Raw genomic sequence first — 19,679 nt, 5'->3', positions numbered from 1 at the left:
GGTCGTGGATGGAGGCGCGCGTGGTTGCTCAGCGCGCGGTGTTCGGATGCGGCGCGTACAGCGTCTGCGCCGCGTCGAGGTATGTCAGGAAGGCCTGGTAATGCGTGGCATACGCGGCGACGGCGTCGGCGTTGGGCTTCGCCGCCGTAGACGCATCGACCTGCACGTGGTCGCGCGCGATGTCGGCGATCGAGGTGCCGTTGCCGTTCGCGCGTTCGAACGCCCACAGCGCCTGCAACGCGCCGCCGAACGCCGCGCCTTCGGCCTGCTGGGGCACCTGCACCGGCAGGTCGAACACGTCGGCGACCATCTGCCGCCACGTCGCGCTGTGGCTGCCGCCGCCGGTGAGACGGATCGAGTCGAACGTCATGCCGGCGCTGCGCAGCGCATCGAAACCGTTGCGCAGCGCGTAGGTCGCGCCTTCCATCGCCGCGCGATAGACGTTGCCGCGCGTGAGGTTCGCCATGTCCATGCCGTGCAGGCTGGCGCGCGCATCGGGCAGGTTCGGCGTGCGCTCGCCGTTGAAGAACGGCAGCATCACCAGGCCGTCCGCGCCGGGCTTCGTGCCTTCCAGCACGGTATCGCCTTCGCGGGTCGAGAAACCGAACATTTTGGCGACGTTCTCGGTCGCGACGGTGCAGTTCATCGTGCAGATCAGCGGCAGCCAGCCGCCGGTGGACGAGCAGAATGCGGCCCAGCCTGCGTTTTCATCGACGACCGGGAAATCCGCGCACGCGAACAGCGTGCCCGACGTGCCCAGGCTCATCGTCAGCACGCCGGGCGCGACGTTGCCGGTGCCGATGGCGGCCATCATGTTGTCGCCGCCGCCGGCCGCGACGATCACGCCGTGCGGCAGGCCGAGTTCATCGGCGATATTCGACGCGATGCCGAAGCTCGCATCGGCTTCGACCAACGGGGGAAGGAAGTCGGCGAGGTTCGTATCGCTGTCGGTCGCGGCGAGCATCTCGCGCGACCACGTGCGCGTGCGCACGTCGAGCCAGCCCGTGCCGGACGCATCGCCGTATTCCATCCAGCGCTGGCCGGTGAGCCAGAAGTTCACGTAGTCGTGCGGCAGCAGGATCGTCGCGAGCCTGGCGTACACCTCGGGGCGATGCTTGCGCGTCCACGGCAGCTTCGACGCGGTGTAACCGGCGAGGATCGGATTGCCGGCGAGCGTCACGCACGTCGCTTCGCCGCCGGCGGCCGACATGATCTCGTCGCACTCGCCGCTGGTGCTGGTGTCGCACCACAGCTTGGCCGGCGCGAGCACGTTGCCCTGCGCGTCCAGCGGGACGAAACCGTGCTGCTGGCCCGACACGCCGATGGCCACCACGGCGGCGCGCTGGGCCGGATCGAGCTTGCCGAAGCAGGCGCGGATGGCGTCGATCCACCACTGCGCTTCCTGTTCGCGGCTGCCGTCGTTACCGGCGATGAGTTCCAGCGGCTGGCCGTGCGTGGCAACGATGCGGCGCGAGGCGGCGTGGTAGGCGACGAGCTTGACGCTCTGGGTGCCGACGTCCAGGCCGATGAACAACGCTTCCGCGGGGCGTGCTGCTGCGCTCATGCGCGTCCGGCTCCAGAAAAGTTAGCGCTAACAATTTTGCGGCAGGAGACATCCGCACTGGAAACGACGACCAGCTGTGACATGACGTTGAAGCAGGGATCCCGTAGGTGGCATGCACTCTACCAGCGATGAGAAAAAAGCCTTGCTGCAGTGCGGAAATCCTTTACCGACAATGGTTTGCCCATGCTGCGGCGCCGCGAGGCGGCGCTATTCAGGCGGGACGGACGCCGTGCTGGCCCACCGTTGCGACGGGCGTCGCAGTTCCCTCGGGCGGCCTCCGCCGGCTCGAGATCGAGCCGACGCGCCGGTAGCGCTACCAGTGGCGCCGTTACAGACCCCGGAACACGCACGCCACCCACAGCAGCGCGAAGGCGATCGCCACGAGCACGAACGCAAACGTCGCCGGCAACGACAGGAAGCCCAGCCACGCCGCGATACCGGCGCCGCCGGCCAGCGTGGCGATGAAGAACATCGGGAAACTCGGAGGCGTAAGGCCCATCGTGCGTTCCTTTCGGAGAAGGCGCGTGTCAGCGCGGAGGAAGGACGGTGCGCGGATCGATCAGTTGCCCGGCGCGCCGGAGTTCGAAATGCAACATGTCGCGGTTCGCGCCGACGCGGCCCATTTCGGCGATCTGCGTGCCGCCGGCCACCACCTGCCCTTCGCGAACCAGGCGCTTGCGGTTGTGTGAATAGCTCGACACCCAACCGCCGGGGTGCTCGATCACCACCAGTTGCTCGTAACCGGCCGAGCCTTCGCCCGAATACAGCACGCGGCCCGCCGACGCCGCGCGCACCGCGCTGCCCGCGGTGCCGGCGATGTCCAGCGCGTAGGCGAAGGCATCGTTGCGCGCCGGCACGTTCACCAGCGTTCCCTGTGCGGGCCAGTGCCAGGCGGATTTCGCGTCGCCGTCGAGCTTCGTCGTGGTGGTCGTCGATGCGGTCGCCTTCGCCGTCGTCGCTTTCGTCGCGGCGGGTTTCGCCGTGGTCGCGGCCGCTGCGGCGGGTCTGCTCGCGACGGGTTTCGTCGTCGCAACGGCCGGTTTGGCGACGGGTGGTTTCGCGATGGGCGCTTCGGGCAGCGGTTCCGTGCGCACCGCCTGCGCGACCGGTGCGCTCGGCGCGCGTACCGCGCCGGACGACGCGATGGAGGGCAATCGCAAGCGGTCGCCCGGATGGATCAGGTACGGCTCGGCGATGCCGTTCGCCTGCGCGAGGTCGATCGCGCTGACGCCGTGGCGCCGCGCGAGCGCGAACAGCGAATCGCCCAGCTGCACCACGATGTCGCCACCGTTCGACGCCACCGGCGTGCCGTTGGATGGCCACACCTTGACCGTCGCGGGCGTGCACGCGCACACGCACAGGGAGAGCACGAGGATTGCGGATCGACGCACGAGGACACCTGCCGGAGAAGCGCCCATGCCGGGCGTGATGCGCAGCGCCCATGGGCGGGCCGGCGAGGTTATCGGGCGCGCGCCGGTTGCGGCAGGCGCAAAGTTCTCGTTGCACGCGTGGTGCTGGGCGCGCGCAGATTCGCCGCTACAGGCCAATACAAATCGCCCAGCGCGGGGACACAGTGCCGATACGCGGCGGCGTTCGAATGGCCACACCCCAACGAGGAATCCGCCATGAAGCCCTCCCCCGCCCTTGCCGCCGCGCTGCTCGCCGCGATCGCCGCCCTCGCCCTGCCCGTCGTCACGCATGCGCAGGCGCCGGGCATCCACCGCACCGATCTGCAGCGCGAGGACCTCTCCATTCCCGGCCGCGAAGTCGTGCAGGTGCTGGTTGCGTTCGAGCCCGGCGTCGTCGCGGGCAACCATCACCACAACGGCGAGGAGATCGTCTACGTCACGCAAGGCGCGCTCGAATACCGGCTGGAAGGCCGCGCGCCGGTGACGCTGAAGCAGGGCGACGCGTTGTTCATCCCGTATGGCGTGAACCACGAAGTCGTGAACGTCGGCACCGGCCGCAGCGCGGAACTGGCGACGTACGTGGTCGAGAAGGGCAAGCCGTTGCTCGTGCCCGCGACGCCCGCGCCGGTGGCGCAGACGCAGATTGCCGCGCCGACCGCGCTGGACATCGCGGCGCGCGCGACGCGGCTGGAACTCAAGTTCGCCGATCAGATTCCGCTGAAGCCGACAATCTTCGACTCGGCGACGGCGTGGGAAGACGAGCCCTGAGCGTCAGCGCGCCGGACCGGACGCGGCGGCGCGGTCGAACCACGTCGCGTATGGTGTGTTCTTCACGAGTTTGCGGTTGAGGTCCGGCGCGCCGTCGGTCCACCAGACGGCGCCACGCTCACCGAGCGCGACCTTCGCCGCATCCACTTCGCCCCGCGCCCGCGCAAGGCGTTCAGCGTCGCCAACGCGTTGTGCAGCGGCGACTTCACGCCGCGCGTTCATCAGCCGGCGCGTGAGCGCATCGCGCTCGGTGGCCGCCAGCGCCGGGTTGGCGGCGCGCCACAGGCGGCCTCGCACGACGATGTAGCGCTGATCGGGCGTGAGCAATGCGGGCATGGCGTGCAGGTTTCGATTCGCGGATGCAATCGATAGCCGCTGGCGCGTCACGCGGCGGTGAGTATCGGCACGCGGCGACATTCGCCACAGTACGCAAAGGGCCTCTTCCGCGAACGCGGAAAACCATCGTGTCTCTCGCGATGCATTCACATCCGGAAGGCTACGTTCGACCTGACGACCAAGGAGTCTTCGTGAAGAAACAGATCACTGCACTGGAGAGCGCCGTTGTGCTGCATTCGGCGCAGATCCTGGCCATGGAATGCCTGCTGCGCGCGATGATCGTCACGCATCCGAACCGCGCCGCGCTGAAGGAGGCGTTCCAGCGCATCGCCGCCGAACTCGAGCAGCGCCTGGCCGATGCGGGCTTCGAGAACGGCCTGCCCGTCGACAGCGCGCGCACGCTCGTCGAGCCGTTCCACTCGCGCACCGACGACTGGATCACGTGGGTGGATCTGATTACGGCGGAGTAGCGTCGCAGGCCGCAACGGGGAACGCCTGCATGCCGTCACGCAACCGGGGTACGCTTCGCTTGCCCGGGCTACGAAGGCGTGTATCCGCGCTACTTCCCGTCGGGCGCCTCGTCACGGCGACGAAGCTGCATCAACGCCGCCACCAGCGCGATGCCGTTGATCCCGACAATGACCGCGCCGATGCCGACATCCGGATTGTGCGAACTCATGTTCCACACGAACACGCCGACCAGATACACCAGATAGAGCCCGTAAGCGCCGACACACCACCGCGCCACCGCGGGCGTGGCCCATCGCAACACGAGGAAGCACAGCACCGGCGCGTAGAAGTAGAGGAAAACGCTTGCGCTTCGGCGATCCAACGGGACCGGCCCGGTGGCGAGCAGTAGCCCCGTCAACGTGATACTGAGCACGACGTAGACGATGTTCGCCACCCGATACGCCCGACTGAGCCGCACGCCGGTGTCGGATGCCGCCGCGTCCACAGGCGAACGCGGCGGCAGGTAGGGATTAGACTCCATGTGCGCTCCCTGGTGTCGCTCGCGAGGTTACTCGACGGAGTGTTGCCGCTCTTAGAGCGCGCACGACTTCGCAGGCGTCGATCACAAGGGGCCTCGCGATCCATCAACGGCGCGGAAAGCTCGGTGCGCGGACGCAACTGCTCGATGTACCGACCTCTGAGCTTGGCGCGCCGAGCGATTTGCCCGGCTTGCCGAGCGCAATGCCCGGCGTCCGGAGCGATCCGCTGGGCGCTCCGCGCTCCGGGCTCGGCTACGCCGGTTGTCCCGCTGCCGGCAGCCCGATCTTCATGTCGCGCAACGCGTGGTCCAGGTCGTTGCACAGGCGCTGGAAAATGGTGACCAGCGCGTCGGGGGACAGTTCCAGTTCGGCAGCGTCGTGGCGGATGCGCGCGGCGCTCAGGCACGCGAGGAGCAGCAACTGATCGCGCGTGCGCGTGACGGTGTCGCGCGCGGAATCGCTGATGACGTAACAGGTGGATCGGGATGGCGCCGGACGGCGGTGCTTTCGCATGAGTCGCTCCTTTGACAACGGGAAAGCCTTGCGGGTTGGCCGCAAGGGTGTCGGGAAGTTAAGAAACCGCTGAAAGGACGGCCGGGCAGCTTTCCCCTTGCGGGTGTTGTATTGCTGCCCCTTCCCGACGCAAAGCGACTACGTCGGAGTTTGCGCCGGCACTTCTCCAGGCACAAAAAACCCACCGATTTGACGGAGGTGGGTGCCGCTTCCAGGAGTTCTTAAGCTCCGAGGGAGAGTGTTCGCCACCGCGTAAGCGCACATCAATGCGAAGAACTCGCGAGCGGTAGCCACGTCGCAAATCGCGACGCTCTTGTAGCCCGGGTAAGCGAAGCGCACCCGGGGCAACCTTTCCGGCGCATCAACAAAAGCCCCCGGGTGCGCTCCGCTTACCCGGGCTACAAACGCCTACGGCTCGCCCGCAACCTTGATGCCAGGCGTTGCAACATCCCCACCCCAATCGAGCGGCAGAGCACCATTGCGCACATACCGGTGAAACGACGAGAACGGCCAGTCGACGACGCTCGACGCGTAGCCGTGTTTCACCGGATTGAAGTGCACGTAATCCACATGCGCGCGCAGATCCGCCTCGTTGCGGATCGTGTGTTCCCAGAAGCGCGCCTGCCATGGCGAAGGGCCCGCGCGCGGCAAACGTCGCGAGAAGCCCTTCTTGATCTCTTGCCAGAGCCGCGGGTAATCGTCGGCGCCGTCGTCCATGCGGATGACGGCATGCAGGTGGTCCGGCATCACCACGGCCGCGAGCACGTCGTGTGCGACGCGAGCGTGCGCGTCACGCCATGACGCTCGCAGCGCGTTCACGTGTCGGACCAGCAGATCGCTTCGTCGATCGCGAAGCGTTACCGTGAAGAAGTACCTCCCGCCGCAAACGCGGTTCCGCCGATACCGCACCATTCCAACGCCCGGCCGAATCACCGGCCATCATCGTGGACAGGCGAGGATCAACAGTCGCACGGGAAATGCCGCGTCGCGTTGTCAGGGAATGCCAAAGCCCCCGGGTGCGCTTCGCTTACCCGGGCTACAACCGCCCGATCACCTCAACGCACCCAGCTCTTGTAGCCCGGGTAAGGCCGAAGGCCGCACCCGGGGAGCGCATGAAGTCCTGTTGCGCGGAAGGCCCCGGGGGGGCGCTTCGCTCACCCGGGCTACGCTGGCTGCAAGGAACGGAATTCTTGCATCCCTTAAGTGGCCTTCCACGAGCGGGCGCACGACGTCCGTAAGTCTACGATGCTTAACCAGCGCATCATCGAGCCACGCCTCATGCTTCGGATCCATTTCTTGTTTGCTCAGAGATGGGATTTAGGTTGAGTGTCGCGCATTTAGCGGGCCCCATGAAGTCTTGAATCAGGGTGCCTCGCATAGTCGCTCAGGATCAGTCTTCCTTTGTGGAGATAGCCGACGGTAATCGACGCGATGCGGCCATTCCTCACGTACTTCGTGGCTAGATCGCTCAGTCTTTCGGAGAAAGCCCAAGCATTGGTTGCGTAGTTGCCATCGACGAAGAAGACGTGCAGTTCGCTAACATCGGCCTCCGCCTTGATCGAATCTTGCGCCTGGATGAGCCCTTCGAAATGAGCAAGCGCATCTTGCGGCCTACGTAACGAGATCACCTCGTATCCGGCGCTCCCGACGGCTGTCTTGGCTACTAGATCGGGCGCAAGCAGCCCAGACGGCTGCGCGATGATATTTCGTTGCTTGAGCCACTCTGCAACGGCTGCTTCCCGCTCCGAGTACTCCGACAGCGGCCGTTCGAGTTTTACATACTCGTCAGCACCTTCGCCTTCCGGCATCAGGTCTGCACGCATCTGAACTTCTTGCACTTCTTGCAAGGTCGTGTCTGATACCGCCGCGACACCCATGCGTTTACTTTGCTCCACAAGCTGCTGCAGGTTGTACATCCAGAATACTTCGACCCCTGCAGACTGCATCTCGTGAACTAGCTCAGGCAACGGACCGACTGTTTGCCCCTGAAGCCTGTGCCACCAGTCCTCTTTGTTGTCTAAAGTCGCGTACATCAGATGGCTAACGCCATGAGCCTTCACGTAATCAACAGTTTGTCGCCAGACAACGTAATCGCCAAACCTTCTTTGATAACGCAGCCCCTTAGCGACATACGCAGCCGCGTCCTTGCCCGCATCGCGAAAGCCCGGAGGAACGAGATTGTCGAAGCGGCGCTGCCCGTCGCGCTCCATATCGTCAACAGCTCCTTGGTCCACAGGGGCGTCGCCAATGCGCCCCGTGTAGAGGTCATGAATGGCGTCTCGAATCGGATCATCATGAGAGAGCTGGACGTGGCTTTCGCGCACTGTTTGCATGACTTCGCAGGCCTTCTCACGCGCCGCACGAAGTGCGATCAGTAGCGGCTCCTCTTCAACGCCGATCGCGCGCTTATCCAGCTCAAGCGCGCGGATCTTGTCTGATAGCCCTTCAAGGCCAGCAAAGTCCTGGAGAATCTCGTCAGCTTGTTTCCTCGCGGAGGCGATGACGCCAAGGCGATTTCGTTCGAACTCGAGCCCTACGTGATGAGGAACCCACAACCGATCACCTAGCGCCCTAAGAATGTCGAGAATTTCCTTTCGGGTGGCCTCAGGAACTCGATACAGCTGAAGGAGGATGTTTGTGTCGACCACTAGCACGCCCTTCCTCCACAGTTCATCGAACTGCTCTTCGCTGGGGCGCCTAAAACTAGAGAATGCTCGCTTCAAGGCCTTTCCTTGTCGCTTCAACGAAAAAGGCCGGGCATAGACGTGCCCGGCCTGTCTGAAAATTTTAGAACTTCAACCGCACTTGCTGTAGCCACAATTCAAGCAAGTAGCACACCCATCCATAATCACGACCGCCTTCGTCGAGCACTTATGGCACATGGTGGCAGAAGGCGGAAACGCAGCCCCCTCGCCCGTGACTTCCACATCTTCCGAACGCGGTTCGTCAGCAACGCGCGGCTCCGGGAACAGATCCCCCGCCGGGTTCCCGCTCACTTCACCGTTTTTTTTTGAGAGCTGCGCGTAGGCCGCGCGCTTCTCGGCGATGAGTGCGCGCTGGGCGTCGCTCATCTCGGGATCGTGGATCAGGCCGATCGACTTGAGGTGGTCCTCGACGATGGCGCCGAGTTCGGCGACCAGCGAGGGCATGTAGACGCCGCCGGGCTTCCAGTAGCCGCCGCGCGGGTCGAACACGGCCTTCATTTCGTCCACCAGGAAGGTGACGTCGCCGCCCTTGCGGAACACGGCGGACATGATGCGGGTGAGCGCGACGATCCACTGGAAGTGGTCCATGTTCTTCGAGTTGATGAAGATCTCGAAGGGACGGCGCAGCTCGTGTTCGGTGCCGGCGTTGAGCACGATGTCATTGATGGTCACGTACAGCGCGTGCTCGAACAGCGGCGATTTGATCTTGTAGGTGGAGCCCACCAGAATCTCCGGGCGCTCGATGCGCTCGTGCATCTGGATGACATCGGCCGTGGGCAGCTCGGCGACCGGCGCGGCGACGGGCTTTGCGGCCTCTTTCGCCTTGTCTTCCGGCGTGACGACGCTGTAACCCTTGATTTTCTTGTCGATCTTGACGGCCATGTGACCCGCTCCTGGTGCGGTGAATCTTTCGGTCTAGTTATGTAGTAATGCGGTCGCCGCGCCGCGTGGGCGCGGCGACCAATCGGGGCTTGCTGACTTACCTGGCAGCTTTCTTCACGGCCTTCTTGGTGGGCCGCTTGACTGCCTTCTTCGCGGCGGCCTTGCGGGCCGGCGCTTTTTTCGCCGTCGTTGCGGCGGATTTCTTCACGGCCTTGCGAACCGCGGCGCCGCGCGTGGCGGTGCGCTTGGTCGCGGCCTTCTTGGCGGCTTTCTTCGCGGTCGTCTTGGCCGCGGTCTTGCCGCGGGTGACGGCCAGCGTCTTCTTCGCCTTCGTCGTCTTCTTGGCGGCCTTGCGCTTGGCGGCGGCGACATCGCGCTTGGCGGTGCCCTTGGCCTGCGCGACGTCGGTCTTGCCCGCCTTGCGTGCGGCCTTGACCTTCTTGGCGGCCTTCTTGCGCGCGGCGGTCGCTTCGCGGCGCAGGGTGGCGGCTTCCTTCTTCGCGTCGGCGGAGGCCTTTTCCAGCTTCTTCTTCGCGCTGCCCACGGCCTTCTTGGCGGCCTTGGTGGCCTTGCGAACGTTCTTGCGCGCCGCTTCCACCGCTTCATCGGCGCGCTGCATGACGACACTGCTGAAGGTGGTCACGGTTTCTTTCACGTTGTCGGCGGCCTGCGACAGGGTCGCCGTCACTCCGTTGCCATTGCTCATGTATGCCCTCCTGACGGGCGTCTCATTCGTAAGGCGTTGCGGTAACCGGGGCCTTGCTAAACGCTTGCTCAAAACAGGTGCTGCGAAGCGACTCTAAACCTGCTGCGGGCCGGAAGGTGAATGGGCTTCCGGCCGGGTTCTCCGCGATGAAGCTTGAAGATCAACGTCGCTGGGTCCCCGCTTTCGCGGGGATGACGGCCAAGGCTCAGAACTTGCCGTAATAGCCTTCCTTGAGTGCGTCGAACAGGTTGGCGGCGGTGTGCATTTCGCCGTCGTATTCGATCTGCTCGTTGCCCTTCACTTCCAGCACGCTGCCGTCTTCCAGTTCGAAGCGGTAGGTGGTGTTCTCAAGGTCGGCTTCCTTCACCAGCACGCCCTGGAAGGCGGCGGGATTGAAGCGGAAGGTGGTGCAGCCCTTGAGGCCCTGCTGGTGCGCGTAGCGGTAGATGTCCTTGAACTGCTCGTACGGGTAATCCGTGGGCACGTTCGCGGTCTTGGAGATCGAGCTGTCCACCCACTTCTGCGCGGCGGCCTGCACGTCGACGTGTTCCTTCGGCGTGATGTCGTCGGCGGCGATGAAGTAGTCCGGCAGCTGCGCGTCGGCTTCCTCGGAGAACGGCATCGCCTTCGCATTGACCAGCTCGCGGTAGGCGAGCAGCTCGTACGAATAGACGTCGACCTTTTCCTTCGACTTCTTGCCTTCGCGGATCACGTTGCGGCTGTAGTGGTGCGCGAACGACGGCTCGATGCCGTTGGACGCGTTGTTGGCCAGCGACAGCGAGATCGTGCCGGTCGGCGCGATGGAGCTGTGGTGCGTGAAGCGCGCGCCGGTGTCGGCGAGCTCGTCGACCAGTTCCGGCGCGACGGTGGCGATGCGCTGCATGTAACGGCTGTACTTGGCGTGCAGCACGCGGCCCGGGATTTCCTGGCCGACCTTCCAGCCGTCCTTCTTCATTTCCGGACGCTTGCGCAGCATTTCGGCCGTGACTTCGAAGCGCTCTTCCATGATCGGCGCGGCGCCCTTTTCCTTCGCCAACGCCAGGCCCATTTCCCAGCCGGCCACGGCCATTTCCTGGGCGATGCGCTCGGTGAACTCGCACGATTCCTTGCTGCCGTACTTCATGCGCAGCATCGTCACCGTGCTGCCCAGGCCGAGGAAGCCCATGCCGTGGCGGCGCTTGCGCATGATCTCGTCGCGCTGTTGCGGCAGCGGCAAGCCGTTCACTTCGACCACGTTGTCGAGCATGCGGGTGAACACGCGCACGACTTCCTTATATTCCTCCCAGTCGAAGGAGGCCTTGTCGGTGAACGGGTCGCGCACGAACTTGGTCAGGTTGACCGAGCCCAGCAGGCACGCGCCGTACGCCGGCAGCGGCTGTTCGCCGCACGGGTTGGTGGCGCGGATGTTCTCGCACCACCAGTTGTTGTTCATCTCGTTGACGCGGTCGATGAGGATGAAGCCCGGCTCGGCGTAGTCGTACGTCGAGACCATGATCATGTCCCACAGGTGCCGCGCACGGATGTGGCCGTAGATCTTGCAGGCCACCAGGCCGTCGTCGCGCACGATGTAGTTGCGGTGCGTCGGCCAGTCGCGCCACACGACCTGGTTGGCGTCGTTGACGTCGAGGTCGCCGCGCTCCTTGATGTTCACCGGGAACACCAGCGGCCAGTCGGCGTCGTTCTCCACCGCCTGCATGAAGCCGTCGGTGATCAGCAGCGACAGGTTGAACTGGCGAAGGCGGCCGTCCTCGCGCTTGGCGCGGATGAAGTCCTTCACGTCCGGATGGCTGACGTCGAACGTGCCCATCTGCGCGCCGCGGCGACCGCCGGCTGAGGACACGGTGAAGCACATCTTGTCGTAGATATCCATGAAGGACATCGGTCCCGACGTGTACGCGCCGGCGCCGGCGACGAACGCGCCGCGCGGGCGCAGCGTCGAGAACTCGTAGCCGATGCCGCAACCGGCCTTCAGCGTGAGGCCGGCTTCATGCACCTTCTCCAGGATGCCGTCCATCGAGTCCTCGATGGTGCCCGACACGGTGCAGTTGATCGTCGAGGTCGCAGGCTTGTGCTCGAGCGCGCCGGCGTTGGACGTGATGCGGCCGGCGGGAATGGCCCCGCGGCGCAGCGCCCACACGAAACGCTCGTTCCAGTACTGCTGCTTCTCGGGCGTCGGCTCGGCTTCGGCCAGCGCCTTGGCGACGCGCTGGTAGGTGGCGTCGATGTCGGCGTCCACCGCAGTGCCGTTCTTGGTCTTGAGCCGGTACTTCTTGTCCCAGATGTCCTGGGAGGCGGGCTGCATCGGGATTTCCCGCTCGGCCGCGGCTGTCTTGACCGCCTCGAGGCGCACTGTGCTCATGCCTGTCTCCTTTCAATGGCGGTCCGGGCCCTGAACCTTGCCGCCGTGGATTCTTATGTAGTGGCTACCGCACCGCTGGCGTCCGTACGAAGGGCGCCGACGGCTATGCCCACGACCGCGTTTTCAGCGGTCGCGACGGCATGGGTTTTGAAGATTCGTCTCGCTCATCCTGCTCCGCCACGGACCTTCCCCCGAAGGTGCCGACGATCAGCAAAAATCAAGCCGAAAACCCCAAGTTTGGGTTTCCGCCGCCACCGCGACCACTAGATGTAGTGGCGCGAGGCGAGGGCCCAAGCTACCCCCGCCCCCGGGATGTGTCAACGGATTTTTCGATGACAGTCACAGCTGTGATGGCGGTCAAGCAGCGTCACGAAGACGCTTGCCGAAGCTGGCGCGAACGTGCGCGGGAGCCCGCCGAAGTGCCCTGCGCGGGGCTGTCGCGGCGAAAAACTTCATCGCGTATTTAATGCCGTTCAGGGAAACTGAATGCCTCCGCGACGGGGAGCGGCGGACACGGCGAAAGCCCATCGCCGCGCCGATCCGGCCTCCCGCGCAACCCCAATCCACCTGCCTGCGACCGACGCGATGCGCCCGCTGCCGACCCTGCTTACCCTCTCCCTCGCCGCCGCCTTCGGCGGCTTCGCCGCCACCGCCATCCGCGACGGCCTGGAAGCGCCGGCTCAGGCCGCGCCCGCCTCGGCCGTCACGGCACCGACCGTCGCCGCGCTGCCGGCGGTGGTCGGCGGCCAGCCGCTGCCCTCGCTCGCGCCGATGCTGGCGAAGGTGACGCCGGCGGTGGTCAGCGTGCACACCAAGCAGCGCGTGCGGGTCAGCCCGTTCGGCGGCGACCCGATGTTCCGCCGCATGTTCCCCGAGCTCACCCAGGAGCGGATCAACGAGTCGCTCGGCTCGGGCGTCATCGTCGATGCCAAACAGGGCTTCGTGCTGACCAACCACCACGTGATCGAAGGCGCCGACGAGGTGTCGGTGACGCTCGCCGACGGCCGCACGCTGAAGGCCGATTTCGTCGGCTCCGATCCGGACACCGACGTGGCGCTGATGCGCATTCCCGCGCAGAACCTCACCGCGCTGCCGCTGGCCGATTCCAGCGCGCTGCGCGTGGGCGATTTCGTCGTCGCGGTGGGCAACCCGTTCGGCATCGGCCAGACGGTGACCTCGGGCATCGTGTCGGCGGTGGGCCGCAGCGGCCTGCGCGGGCTGGGTTTCCAGAACTTCATCCAGACCGACGCGTCGATCAATCCCGGCAATTCCGGCGGCGCGCTGGTGAACCTCAACGGCGAGCTCGTCGGCATCAACACCGCCAGCTTCAACCCGCGCGGCTCGATGGCCGGCAACATCGGCCTGGGTTTCGCGATTCCCACGAGCCTCGCGCGCAACATCATGGGCCAGTTGATCGCCAACAACGGCGTCGTGATCCGCGGCACGCTGGGGCTGGAATCGCAGGACGTCGACGCGCGCCTCGCGCAGGCGCTGGGCCTGGACGAAGCGCGCGGCGCGGTGGTGACGCAGGTGTTCTCCGGCGGCGCCGCGGCGGGCGCCGGGGTGAAGGTGGGCGACGTGATCCTCGCGGCCAACGGCGAGCGCATCGACGATCGCGACGCGCTGCGCAACTTCGAAGGGCTGCAGGCGGTGGGCAGCCGCATCACGCTGGACGTGCGTCGCGACGGCAAGCCGCTGACGCTGACCACCTCGCTGCGCGAACAGCCCAAGGCGTACGTGGGAACCGAGCTCGACGCGCGCCTCACCGGCGCGAGCTTCGCCGACCTGCCCGAACGCCTGCGCCAGGCGGGCTTGTCGGGCGTGATGGTGGAGTCGGTGGCACGCGGCAGTCGCGCCGAAACCAACGGCCTGCGCAAGGACGATGTGGTGATCGCATCGAGCGCGGGGAACTTCGAAGACCTGCCCGGCTTCCGCGCGAGCTTCACGCAGCGTCCGGCACAGTTGGTCCTGCGCATTCTCCGCGGCAACCGGCGGGCCGACCTGCTGATGCAGTGAGGCCGCGCGTCCGCTGCGCCGCGCAAAGCACGCCTTCGAAACACGCCCTTAGACAGTCAGGAGCCGCTCGAATGAATACCCCCATCGATCCGACCAACCCCGGCGGCAGCGCCATCAACACCGGTCCGGGCGCCAGCCTGGGCACCAATGCCGGTTCTGGCACGGGCACCGGCGCAGCGTCGAACTACACCGACGGCGTGCGCAGCAACCTGTCGCAGGCCGGTGGCCACGTGAAGCAGGCCGCCAGCGACGCCGGCGCCGCGCTGCGCGATGCGGCCTCGGCCGCGGGCGAGGAGCTGCGCGTGGGCAAGGCGAACGTCAAGGCGGACCTCGCCGATGGCGCGCTCGCCGGCCTGGCCGCCGCCGAGAACGCCGGTGGCGCCGCGCGCGAGCAGATGGACGCGCTGATGGACAAGGGCCGCGACCTGGTCGACAGCGCCGCCGAGCTCATCCGCGAGCGTCCGCTCGCCTCGTTCGGCGTCGCCTTCGCTGCGGGATGGATCCTCGCGAAGCTCGGCCGCAGCAGCGACAAGTAAGCCGCGAACGTGAGCGAAGGGGACGAGCGCCGCGATCACGACCCGGCGGACCAGCCGCCGCCGGATTTCGCCGAGTCGCTGCGCGATATCGGCAGCACCGCGAAGGCCAGCCTGGGCGCGGCCGCCGATTCGGCGCGCGCCCTGCGCTCGCTGATGGCGGCCGACCTGTCGCTGGCGCGCGTCGCGATGGGACGCGCGCTCGCCTTCGCGGGCGTCGCCGTCGCCTTTGGTGCATCGGCGTGGCTGTTCCTGATGGCCACGCTGGTCGCGCTGCTGCGCAACATGGGGTTGTCGTGGCTGATGTCGATGCTGATCGCCGCCGGGATCAGCCTGGTCGTCACCGCCTACGCCGGCTGGCGCGCGATGCACTACTTCGATCACACGCGCCTGCAGGCCACGCGCCGGCAGCTGGCGCGCCTGGGCATCGGCGAATTGTCCGACCTGATGCCGACGCCGGACTCGCCGCAGTCCGCACGCGAAACCGCAAAGGACCTGCGCGAGAACGTCGACCAGATGCCGAAGCAGCAGAGCAACGACATCGACATCACCCCGCCCTGATCCGCAGGCACGTCACATGGCGATCAAGCAGAAAAAGCCGACCTTCAAGCAGCTCATCGCCAAGGTCCACCAGGCCGAGGACGTGGTGGAGACGCGCGAGCGCGAAGTCGTGGCCGACATCCGCCACCTCAAATCCTCGTGGCTCGCCGCGTGGACGCCGTGGCGCATCGTCACCGCCGGGCTGGCCGCCGGCTTCCTGGTCGGACGCGCCGAACCGATGAAGGCGGTCGGCAAGAGCGGCGGGCTGCTGCAAATGATCTCGATGGTGTCCACGCTGGTGGCCAGCGGCAGCGCGAAGGTCGCCGCCGAGGAAGCCAGCGAAGTCAGCGAGCAGGTCGCCAGCGGCGAGAACCTGACCGTCGCCGACGCGCTCGCCGCGCGCGGGGCGGTGGGCGCGGGCGTCGCGCCGGTGGGCAGCGTGCACCCGGATGCGGTCGCAGACGACTTCGAGGACGAGGCCTACGCGCTCGCCCAGGCCGAAACGCGTGCACGTGCCGCGCGCACGGCGACCGTCGACCAGGTGGGCCCGTGAGCGCACGTCCCCCGGTTGCCGCCACGAACGACGACATCGCAGCGCTCGACGAGGACGGCGAGCTTCCTCCCAGTCCGCCGCCCACGCCGCGGCCGCGCTCGTCCAGCGCGGCGCTGGTACTGGCGACGCTCGCCGTCGGGTTCACGTTGTGGGCCGCGCAGGAACTGGTGCTGCCCATCCTGCTGGCGATGTTCTTCGCGCTGATCGGCAACCCGATCATCCGCGGCTTCCAACGGCTCTACGTGCCGCGCTTCCTCGGCGCGCTGATCGTGCTGCTGGGCGGGCTGTTCGCCGCCGGCGCGCTGGGGAACCAGCTGATCGAACCGGCCGGCGAATGGATCCGCCAGGTGCCGCGCGAGATGAAGCAGGTCGCGCCGAAACTGCGCGATCTCTACAAGCCGATGCTCGATGCGAACAAGGCGGCGCAGAACATCGCGCGCGCCGCGGGCGGCGAAAGCACGAGCCGGCCGGTGCAGGTCATCCGTACCGAAGCCAACGAGCCCTTCAAGATCCTCACCGCGACGCCGCGTCGCGTGGCGTCGGTGCTGGCGGTCGTGCTGCTGACGTTCTTCTTCATGGTGTACGGGCAGCAACTGCAGCGAAACGCGATCGCGCTGCTGCCCACGCGCCAGCAGAAGAAGCTGACGGTGGAGATCCTGACCTCGATCGAAGGCGCGATCTCGCGCTACGTGCTGACGATCACCGTGATCAACACCTGCCTGGGCCTGGCGCTGTCGGGCGCGCTGTACTGGCTGGGCGTGCCGATGCAGGAGGCGCTGCTGTGGGGCACGATGGCGGCGATCCTCAATTTCGCCCCGTACGTGGGGCCGCTGATCGGCATCATCATCATGCTGCTGATGGGCTTCGTGGCCTTCGACGACCTGTGGCCGTCGCTGCTGCCGGCGGGCATCTACCTCGCGCTGCACACGCTGGAAGGCCAGATCATCACGCCGATCATCCTGGGCCACAGCATGCGGCTGTCGCCGCTGGTGCTGATCCTGGCGCTGATGGTGTTCGGCTGGCTGTGGGGCATCGTCGGCCTGCTGCTCGCCGTGCCGCTGCTGGTGTGCGTGAAGCTGGTGCTGGCGCGGGTCGAAGGGCTGACGGGGTGGGCGCGGTTGCTGGAGTGAGGGCAGTGGCCGGCGAGCGTGGGTAGCCCGGGTAAGCGCAGCGCACCCGGGAAGGCGCTGGGGCCCCGGGTGCGCTGCGCTTACCCGGGCTACAAGAGCGAACGCATGCGGCGACCTCCGCCTCGCGGCCTCGCCGGATCCGCGCGCGAGCACCCCGCCCGCTGGGGCTAAAATCGCCGGATGGCTTTCCCCGTCCGCGCGATCACCCTCGACCTCGACGACACGCTATGGCCCTTCGCGCCGATCGGTGCGCGGGTCGAACGCGTGCTGCACGACTGGCTCACCACGCATTGCCCCCTCACCGCGCAGCGCTTCCCGATTGAGGCGATGCGCGAGCTGCGCGAACGCATGTACGTCGAGCGCCCCGACCTCGCCCACGACTTCAGCCAGCTGCGCAAGCTGAGCCTGGTGCGTGCGATGGAAGAAGCCGGCGACGATCCGCTGCATGCCGATGCCGCGTTCGAGGCCTTCTACGACGAGCGCAACCGCGTGGAGTTCTACGAGGACACGCTCGACGCGCTCGTGCGCCTGGCCGCTCGCGTGCCGCTGGCGGCGATCAGCAACGGCAACGCGGACCTGATCCGCGTCGGCATCGGCGCGCATTTCGCGTTCCAGCTGGGCGCGCGCGAGCACGGCCTGCCCAAGCCCGACGCGAGCATCTTCCACGCCGCGTGCAGCCGCTTCCCGTTCGCGCCGCACGAAGTGCTGCACGTGGGCGACGACATCGAGATGGACGTCGTCGGCGCGCACCGCGCGGGGCTGCGCAGTTGCTGGATCAACCGCATCGGCGCGCGATGGCCGCACGAGGACGTGCGCCCCGATCTCGAATTCACCACCCTCGCCGAACTGGCCGACTGGCTGGACGCGGCGCAACCGATGGAAACCGCCGCCGCATGAGCCTGCCGTCCGGATTCGCAGACACCTCCTCCTCCGACGCGCTGCCGCTGCACGTCGTCACGCGCGACGGCCTGGCCACCTGGCGTTCGGCGCAGCCGGCCAACGTCGGCGCATGGCTCGACGCGCAGGGCTTCGACGGCTCGCCGTTCTCCGCGATCACCCTGCCCGGCAGCGACGGCGGCATCGCCGGCGCGGTCATCGGCGTGGGCGACACGCTCGATCCGTTCGCCTACGGCCACGCGCCGTACGCGCTGCCGGCCCGCACGTTCGCGCTGGCGGGCGAGCTGCCGGCCGACGCGCGCAACGCGTTGCAGCTGGGCTGGGGTCTGGGCGCGTACCGCTTCACCCGCTACCGCCAGCCGCTGCGCGCGCCGGCGCAGCTCGCCATCGCGCAGGGCGATGCGGACGCGTTCGCGCAGCTCGCCGCGTGCGTGCGCGTGCGCGACCTGGTGAACACGCCGACCGAGCACATGGGTCCGGACCAGCTGGAGCAGGTGGCGTGCGAGATCGCCGAGCGCTTCGGCGCGCGCATCGAAGTCGTCAGCGGCGACGACCTGATCACGCAGAACTTCCCGGCGATCCACGCCGTCGGCCGCGCGAGCCATCGCGCGCCGCGGCTCATCACGCTGCGCTGGGGCGATGAGTCGCACCCGCACGTGGTCATCGTCGGCAAGGGCGTGTGCTTCGACACCGGCGGTCTGGACCTCAAGCCCGCCGACGGCATGCGCAACATGAAGAAGGACATGGGCGGCGCGGCGCACGCGGTCGCGCTCGCCGAGCTGGTGATGTCGCGCAAGCTGCCGCTGCGCATCACGCTGCTGGTGCCGGCGGTGGAGAACGCGGTGGGACCGAACGCGTTCCGTCCGGGCGAAGTCGTCGACACACGCAAGGGCGTCACGGTCGAGATCGACAACACCGACGCCGAAGGCCGCGTGATCCTCTGCGACGCGCTGACCTACGCCGCCGAGATGCAGCCGGTGCTGCTGCTGGATTTCGCCACGCTCACCGGCGCGGCGCGCATCGCGCTGGGCCCGGACCTGCCGGCGCTGTACAGCAACGACGAAGGCGTGGCGCAGCAGTGGCTCGACGCCGGCATGCAGCTGCGCGACCCACTGTGGCGCATGCCGCTGTGGCGCCCGTACGTGCGTTATCTCGTCAGCAACGTGGCCGACATCGCCAACGGCGGGCCGTCGAAGATGGCCGGCTCGATCACCGCCGCGGTGTACCTGGACCGCTTCGTCCCGCCGACGCAGAAGTGGGCGCACCTGGACGTGTACAGCTGGAACGACAACGACCGCCCGGGCCGTCCGGCCGGCGGCGAAGCGCAGGGCCTGCGCGGCGCGTATGCGTTGTTGAAGCAGTACGCGGGCGTTTGACGTCCAGCTGAGCTGGTCCGGGTCGTTATTGCTGTCCTGGACCGACGAGCTGTGAAGCCCCTCTCCCGCCGGGAGAGGGGTTGGGGATGGTGAACCGTCGTTGCCGAACCGCGCTGCGATGTTGTTTCCAGCATCGAACGCCAAGTCCGAGTGGATTCCAGCTTCCGCTGGAATGACGACCAGTGCGGAAGCGCTGCCAGCCTGGGTCCCGGCGTTCGCCGGGATGACGGCGCCTTATGGGTGACGACGCTACAGGAAGTGACGGCGCTTCAAGCCCCTCTCCCACCGGGAGAGGGGTTGGGGTGAGGGGCAACGAAGCTGTTGCGGTGAACTGTTGGCGCCGCATAGCGCTGCGCCGTTGCTTCCGCACCGCACGCATAGAGCCAAACAACTTTCGCTGGAT

General features: G+C 66.9%; 20 protein-coding genes. 9 read left to right on the top strand and 11 right to left on the bottom strand.

Going from position 1 to position 19,679, the window contains the following annotated elements:
* Positions 1-28 precede the first annotated feature (28 nt).
* The 3 genes from xylB to LA521A_RS02575 all read right to left on the bottom strand — a co-directional run bounded on the left by xylB (position 29) and on the right by LA521A_RS02575 (position 2,955).
* Complete coding sequence (gene xylB, locus LA521A_RS02585; RefSeq protein WP_281780829.1) at positions 29-1,564, bottom strand: xylulokinase; 1,536 nt, start codon at positions 1,562-1,564, stop codon at positions 29-31.
* A gap of 328 nt (positions 1,565-1,892) precedes the next feature.
* Complete coding sequence (locus LA521A_RS02580) at positions 1,893-2,063, bottom strand: hypothetical protein (protein ID WP_281780828.1); 171 nt, start codon at positions 2,061-2,063, stop codon at positions 1,893-1,895.
* 28 nt (positions 2,064-2,091) lie between these two features.
* Positions 2,092-2,955, bottom strand: coding sequence for a peptidoglycan DD-metalloendopeptidase family protein (locus tag LA521A_RS02575; protein WP_281780827.1), 864 nt, complete (start codon positions 2,953-2,955; stop codon positions 2,092-2,094).
* 234 nt (positions 2,956-3,189) lie between these two features.
* Here LA521A_RS02575 and LA521A_RS02570 point away from each other — a divergent pair, with 234 nt between their 5' ends.
* On the top strand, positions 3,190-3,741 hold the full coding sequence (locus tag LA521A_RS02570) for a cupin domain-containing protein (RefSeq protein WP_281780826.1): 552 nt from the start codon (positions 3,190-3,192) through the stop codon (positions 3,739-3,741).
* Between the two features lie 3 nt (positions 3,742-3,744).
* On the opposite strand, the gene LA521A_RS02565 is transcribed toward LA521A_RS02570, so the two are convergent.
* Positions 3,745-4,077: a hypothetical protein gene (locus LA521A_RS02565; RefSeq protein ID WP_281780825.1), complete on the bottom strand. Its 333-nt coding sequence runs from the start codon at positions 4,075-4,077 to the stop codon at positions 3,745-3,747.
* 191 nt (positions 4,078-4,268) lie between these two features.
* On the opposite strand from LA521A_RS02565, the gene LA521A_RS02560 reads away from it, so the two are divergent.
* A complete protein-coding gene (locus LA521A_RS02560; RefSeq protein ID WP_281780824.1) occupies positions 4,269-4,547 on the top strand; it encodes a hypothetical protein in 279 nt (92 codons plus the stop codon).
* A gap of 89 nt (positions 4,548-4,636) precedes the next feature.
* Here LA521A_RS02560 and LA521A_RS02555 read toward each other — a convergent pair whose 3' ends face one another.
* The 7 genes from LA521A_RS02555 to LA521A_RS02525 all read right to left on the bottom strand — a co-directional run bounded on the left by LA521A_RS02555 (position 4,637) and on the right by LA521A_RS02525 (position 12,231).
* On the bottom strand, positions 4,637-5,068 hold the full coding sequence (locus LA521A_RS02555) for a hypothetical protein (protein ID WP_281780823.1): 432 nt from the start codon (positions 5,066-5,068) through the stop codon (positions 4,637-4,639).
* A gap of 250 nt (positions 5,069-5,318) precedes the next feature.
* Positions 5,319-5,579: an XAC0095 family protein gene (locus tag LA521A_RS02550; RefSeq protein WP_281780822.1), complete on the bottom strand. Its 261-nt coding sequence runs from the start codon at positions 5,577-5,579 to the stop codon at positions 5,319-5,321.
* Between the two features lie 408 nt (positions 5,580-5,987).
* Positions 5,988-6,491: an REP-associated tyrosine transposase gene (locus tag LA521A_RS02545; protein ID WP_425494620.1), complete on the bottom strand. Its 504-nt coding sequence runs from the start codon at positions 6,489-6,491 to the stop codon at positions 5,988-5,990.
* 425 nt (positions 6,492-6,916) lie between these two features.
* The gene (locus LA521A_RS02540; RefSeq protein ID WP_281780820.1) at positions 6,917-8,302 is read right to left on the bottom strand and encodes a PIN-like domain-containing protein; all 1,386 of its coding nucleotides are present in this window, start codon (positions 8,300-8,302) and stop codon (positions 6,917-6,919) included.
* Positions 8,303-8,374: 72 nt separating this feature from the next.
* A complete protein-coding gene (locus LA521A_RS02535; protein ID WP_281780819.1) occupies positions 8,375-9,166 on the bottom strand; it encodes a TSCPD domain-containing protein in 792 nt (263 codons plus the stop codon).
* 97 nt (positions 9,167-9,263) lie between these two features.
* On the bottom strand, positions 9,264-9,944 hold the full coding sequence (locus LA521A_RS02530; protein WP_281780818.1) for a hypothetical protein: 681 nt from the start codon (positions 9,942-9,944) through the stop codon (positions 9,264-9,266).
* Positions 9,945-10,077: 133 nt separating this feature from the next.
* On the bottom strand, positions 10,078-12,231 hold the full coding sequence (locus LA521A_RS02525; protein WP_281780817.1) for an adenosylcobalamin-dependent ribonucleoside-diphosphate reductase: 2,154 nt from the start codon (positions 12,229-12,231) through the stop codon (positions 10,078-10,080).
* A 585-nt stretch (positions 12,232-12,816) separates the two neighbouring features.
* Here LA521A_RS02525 and LA521A_RS02520 point away from each other — a divergent pair.
* The 7 genes from LA521A_RS02520 (at position 12,817) to LA521A_RS02490 (ending at position 19,276) form a co-directional block, all read left to right on the top strand.
* Positions 12,817-14,247 (top strand): trypsin-like peptidase domain-containing protein, encoded by a 1,431-nt coding sequence (locus tag LA521A_RS02520; protein WP_281780816.1) that lies wholly within the window; start codon positions 12,817-12,819, stop codon positions 14,245-14,247.
* Between the two features lie 197 nt (positions 14,248-14,444).
* Positions 14,445-14,783, top strand: a complete 339-nt coding sequence (locus LA521A_RS02515; protein ID WP_425494619.1) for a hypothetical protein — start codon at positions 14,445-14,447, stop codon at positions 14,781-14,783.
* 9 nt (positions 14,784-14,792) lie between these two features.
* Entirely contained in the window at positions 14,793-15,341 is a 549-nt protein-coding gene (locus LA521A_RS02510; protein ID WP_281780815.1) for a phage holin family protein, read from the top strand.
* Positions 15,342-15,357: 16 nt separating this feature from the next.
* A complete protein-coding gene (locus tag LA521A_RS02505; RefSeq protein WP_281780814.1) occupies positions 15,358-15,873 on the top strand; it encodes a hypothetical protein in 516 nt (171 codons plus the stop codon).
* Positions 15,874-15,908: 35 nt separating this feature from the next.
* Positions 15,909-17,003, top strand: coding sequence for an AI-2E family transporter (locus tag LA521A_RS02500; RefSeq protein WP_281782165.1), 1,095 nt, complete (start codon positions 15,909-15,911; stop codon positions 17,001-17,003).
* A gap of 180 nt (positions 17,004-17,183) precedes the next feature.
* Complete coding sequence (locus tag LA521A_RS02495; RefSeq protein ID WP_281780813.1) at positions 17,184-17,900, top strand: HAD family hydrolase; 717 nt, start codon at positions 17,184-17,186, stop codon at positions 17,898-17,900.
* Positions 17,897-19,276: a leucyl aminopeptidase family protein gene (locus LA521A_RS02490; RefSeq protein ID WP_281780812.1), complete on the top strand. Its 1,380-nt coding sequence runs from the start codon at positions 17,897-17,899 to the stop codon at positions 19,274-19,276. Before LA521A_RS02495 ends, LA521A_RS02490 begins: the two co-directional genes overlap by 4 nt.
* Positions 19,277-19,679: the final 403 nt, after the last annotated feature.

Origin of the sequence: Lysobacter auxotrophicus (assembly GCF_027924565.1) — a bacterium.
GTDB lineage: Bacteria > Pseudomonadota > Gammaproteobacteria > Xanthomonadales > Xanthomonadaceae > Lysobacter_J > Lysobacter_J auxotrophicus.
This window is presented reverse-complemented; position numbering and strand designations above follow the sequence as displayed.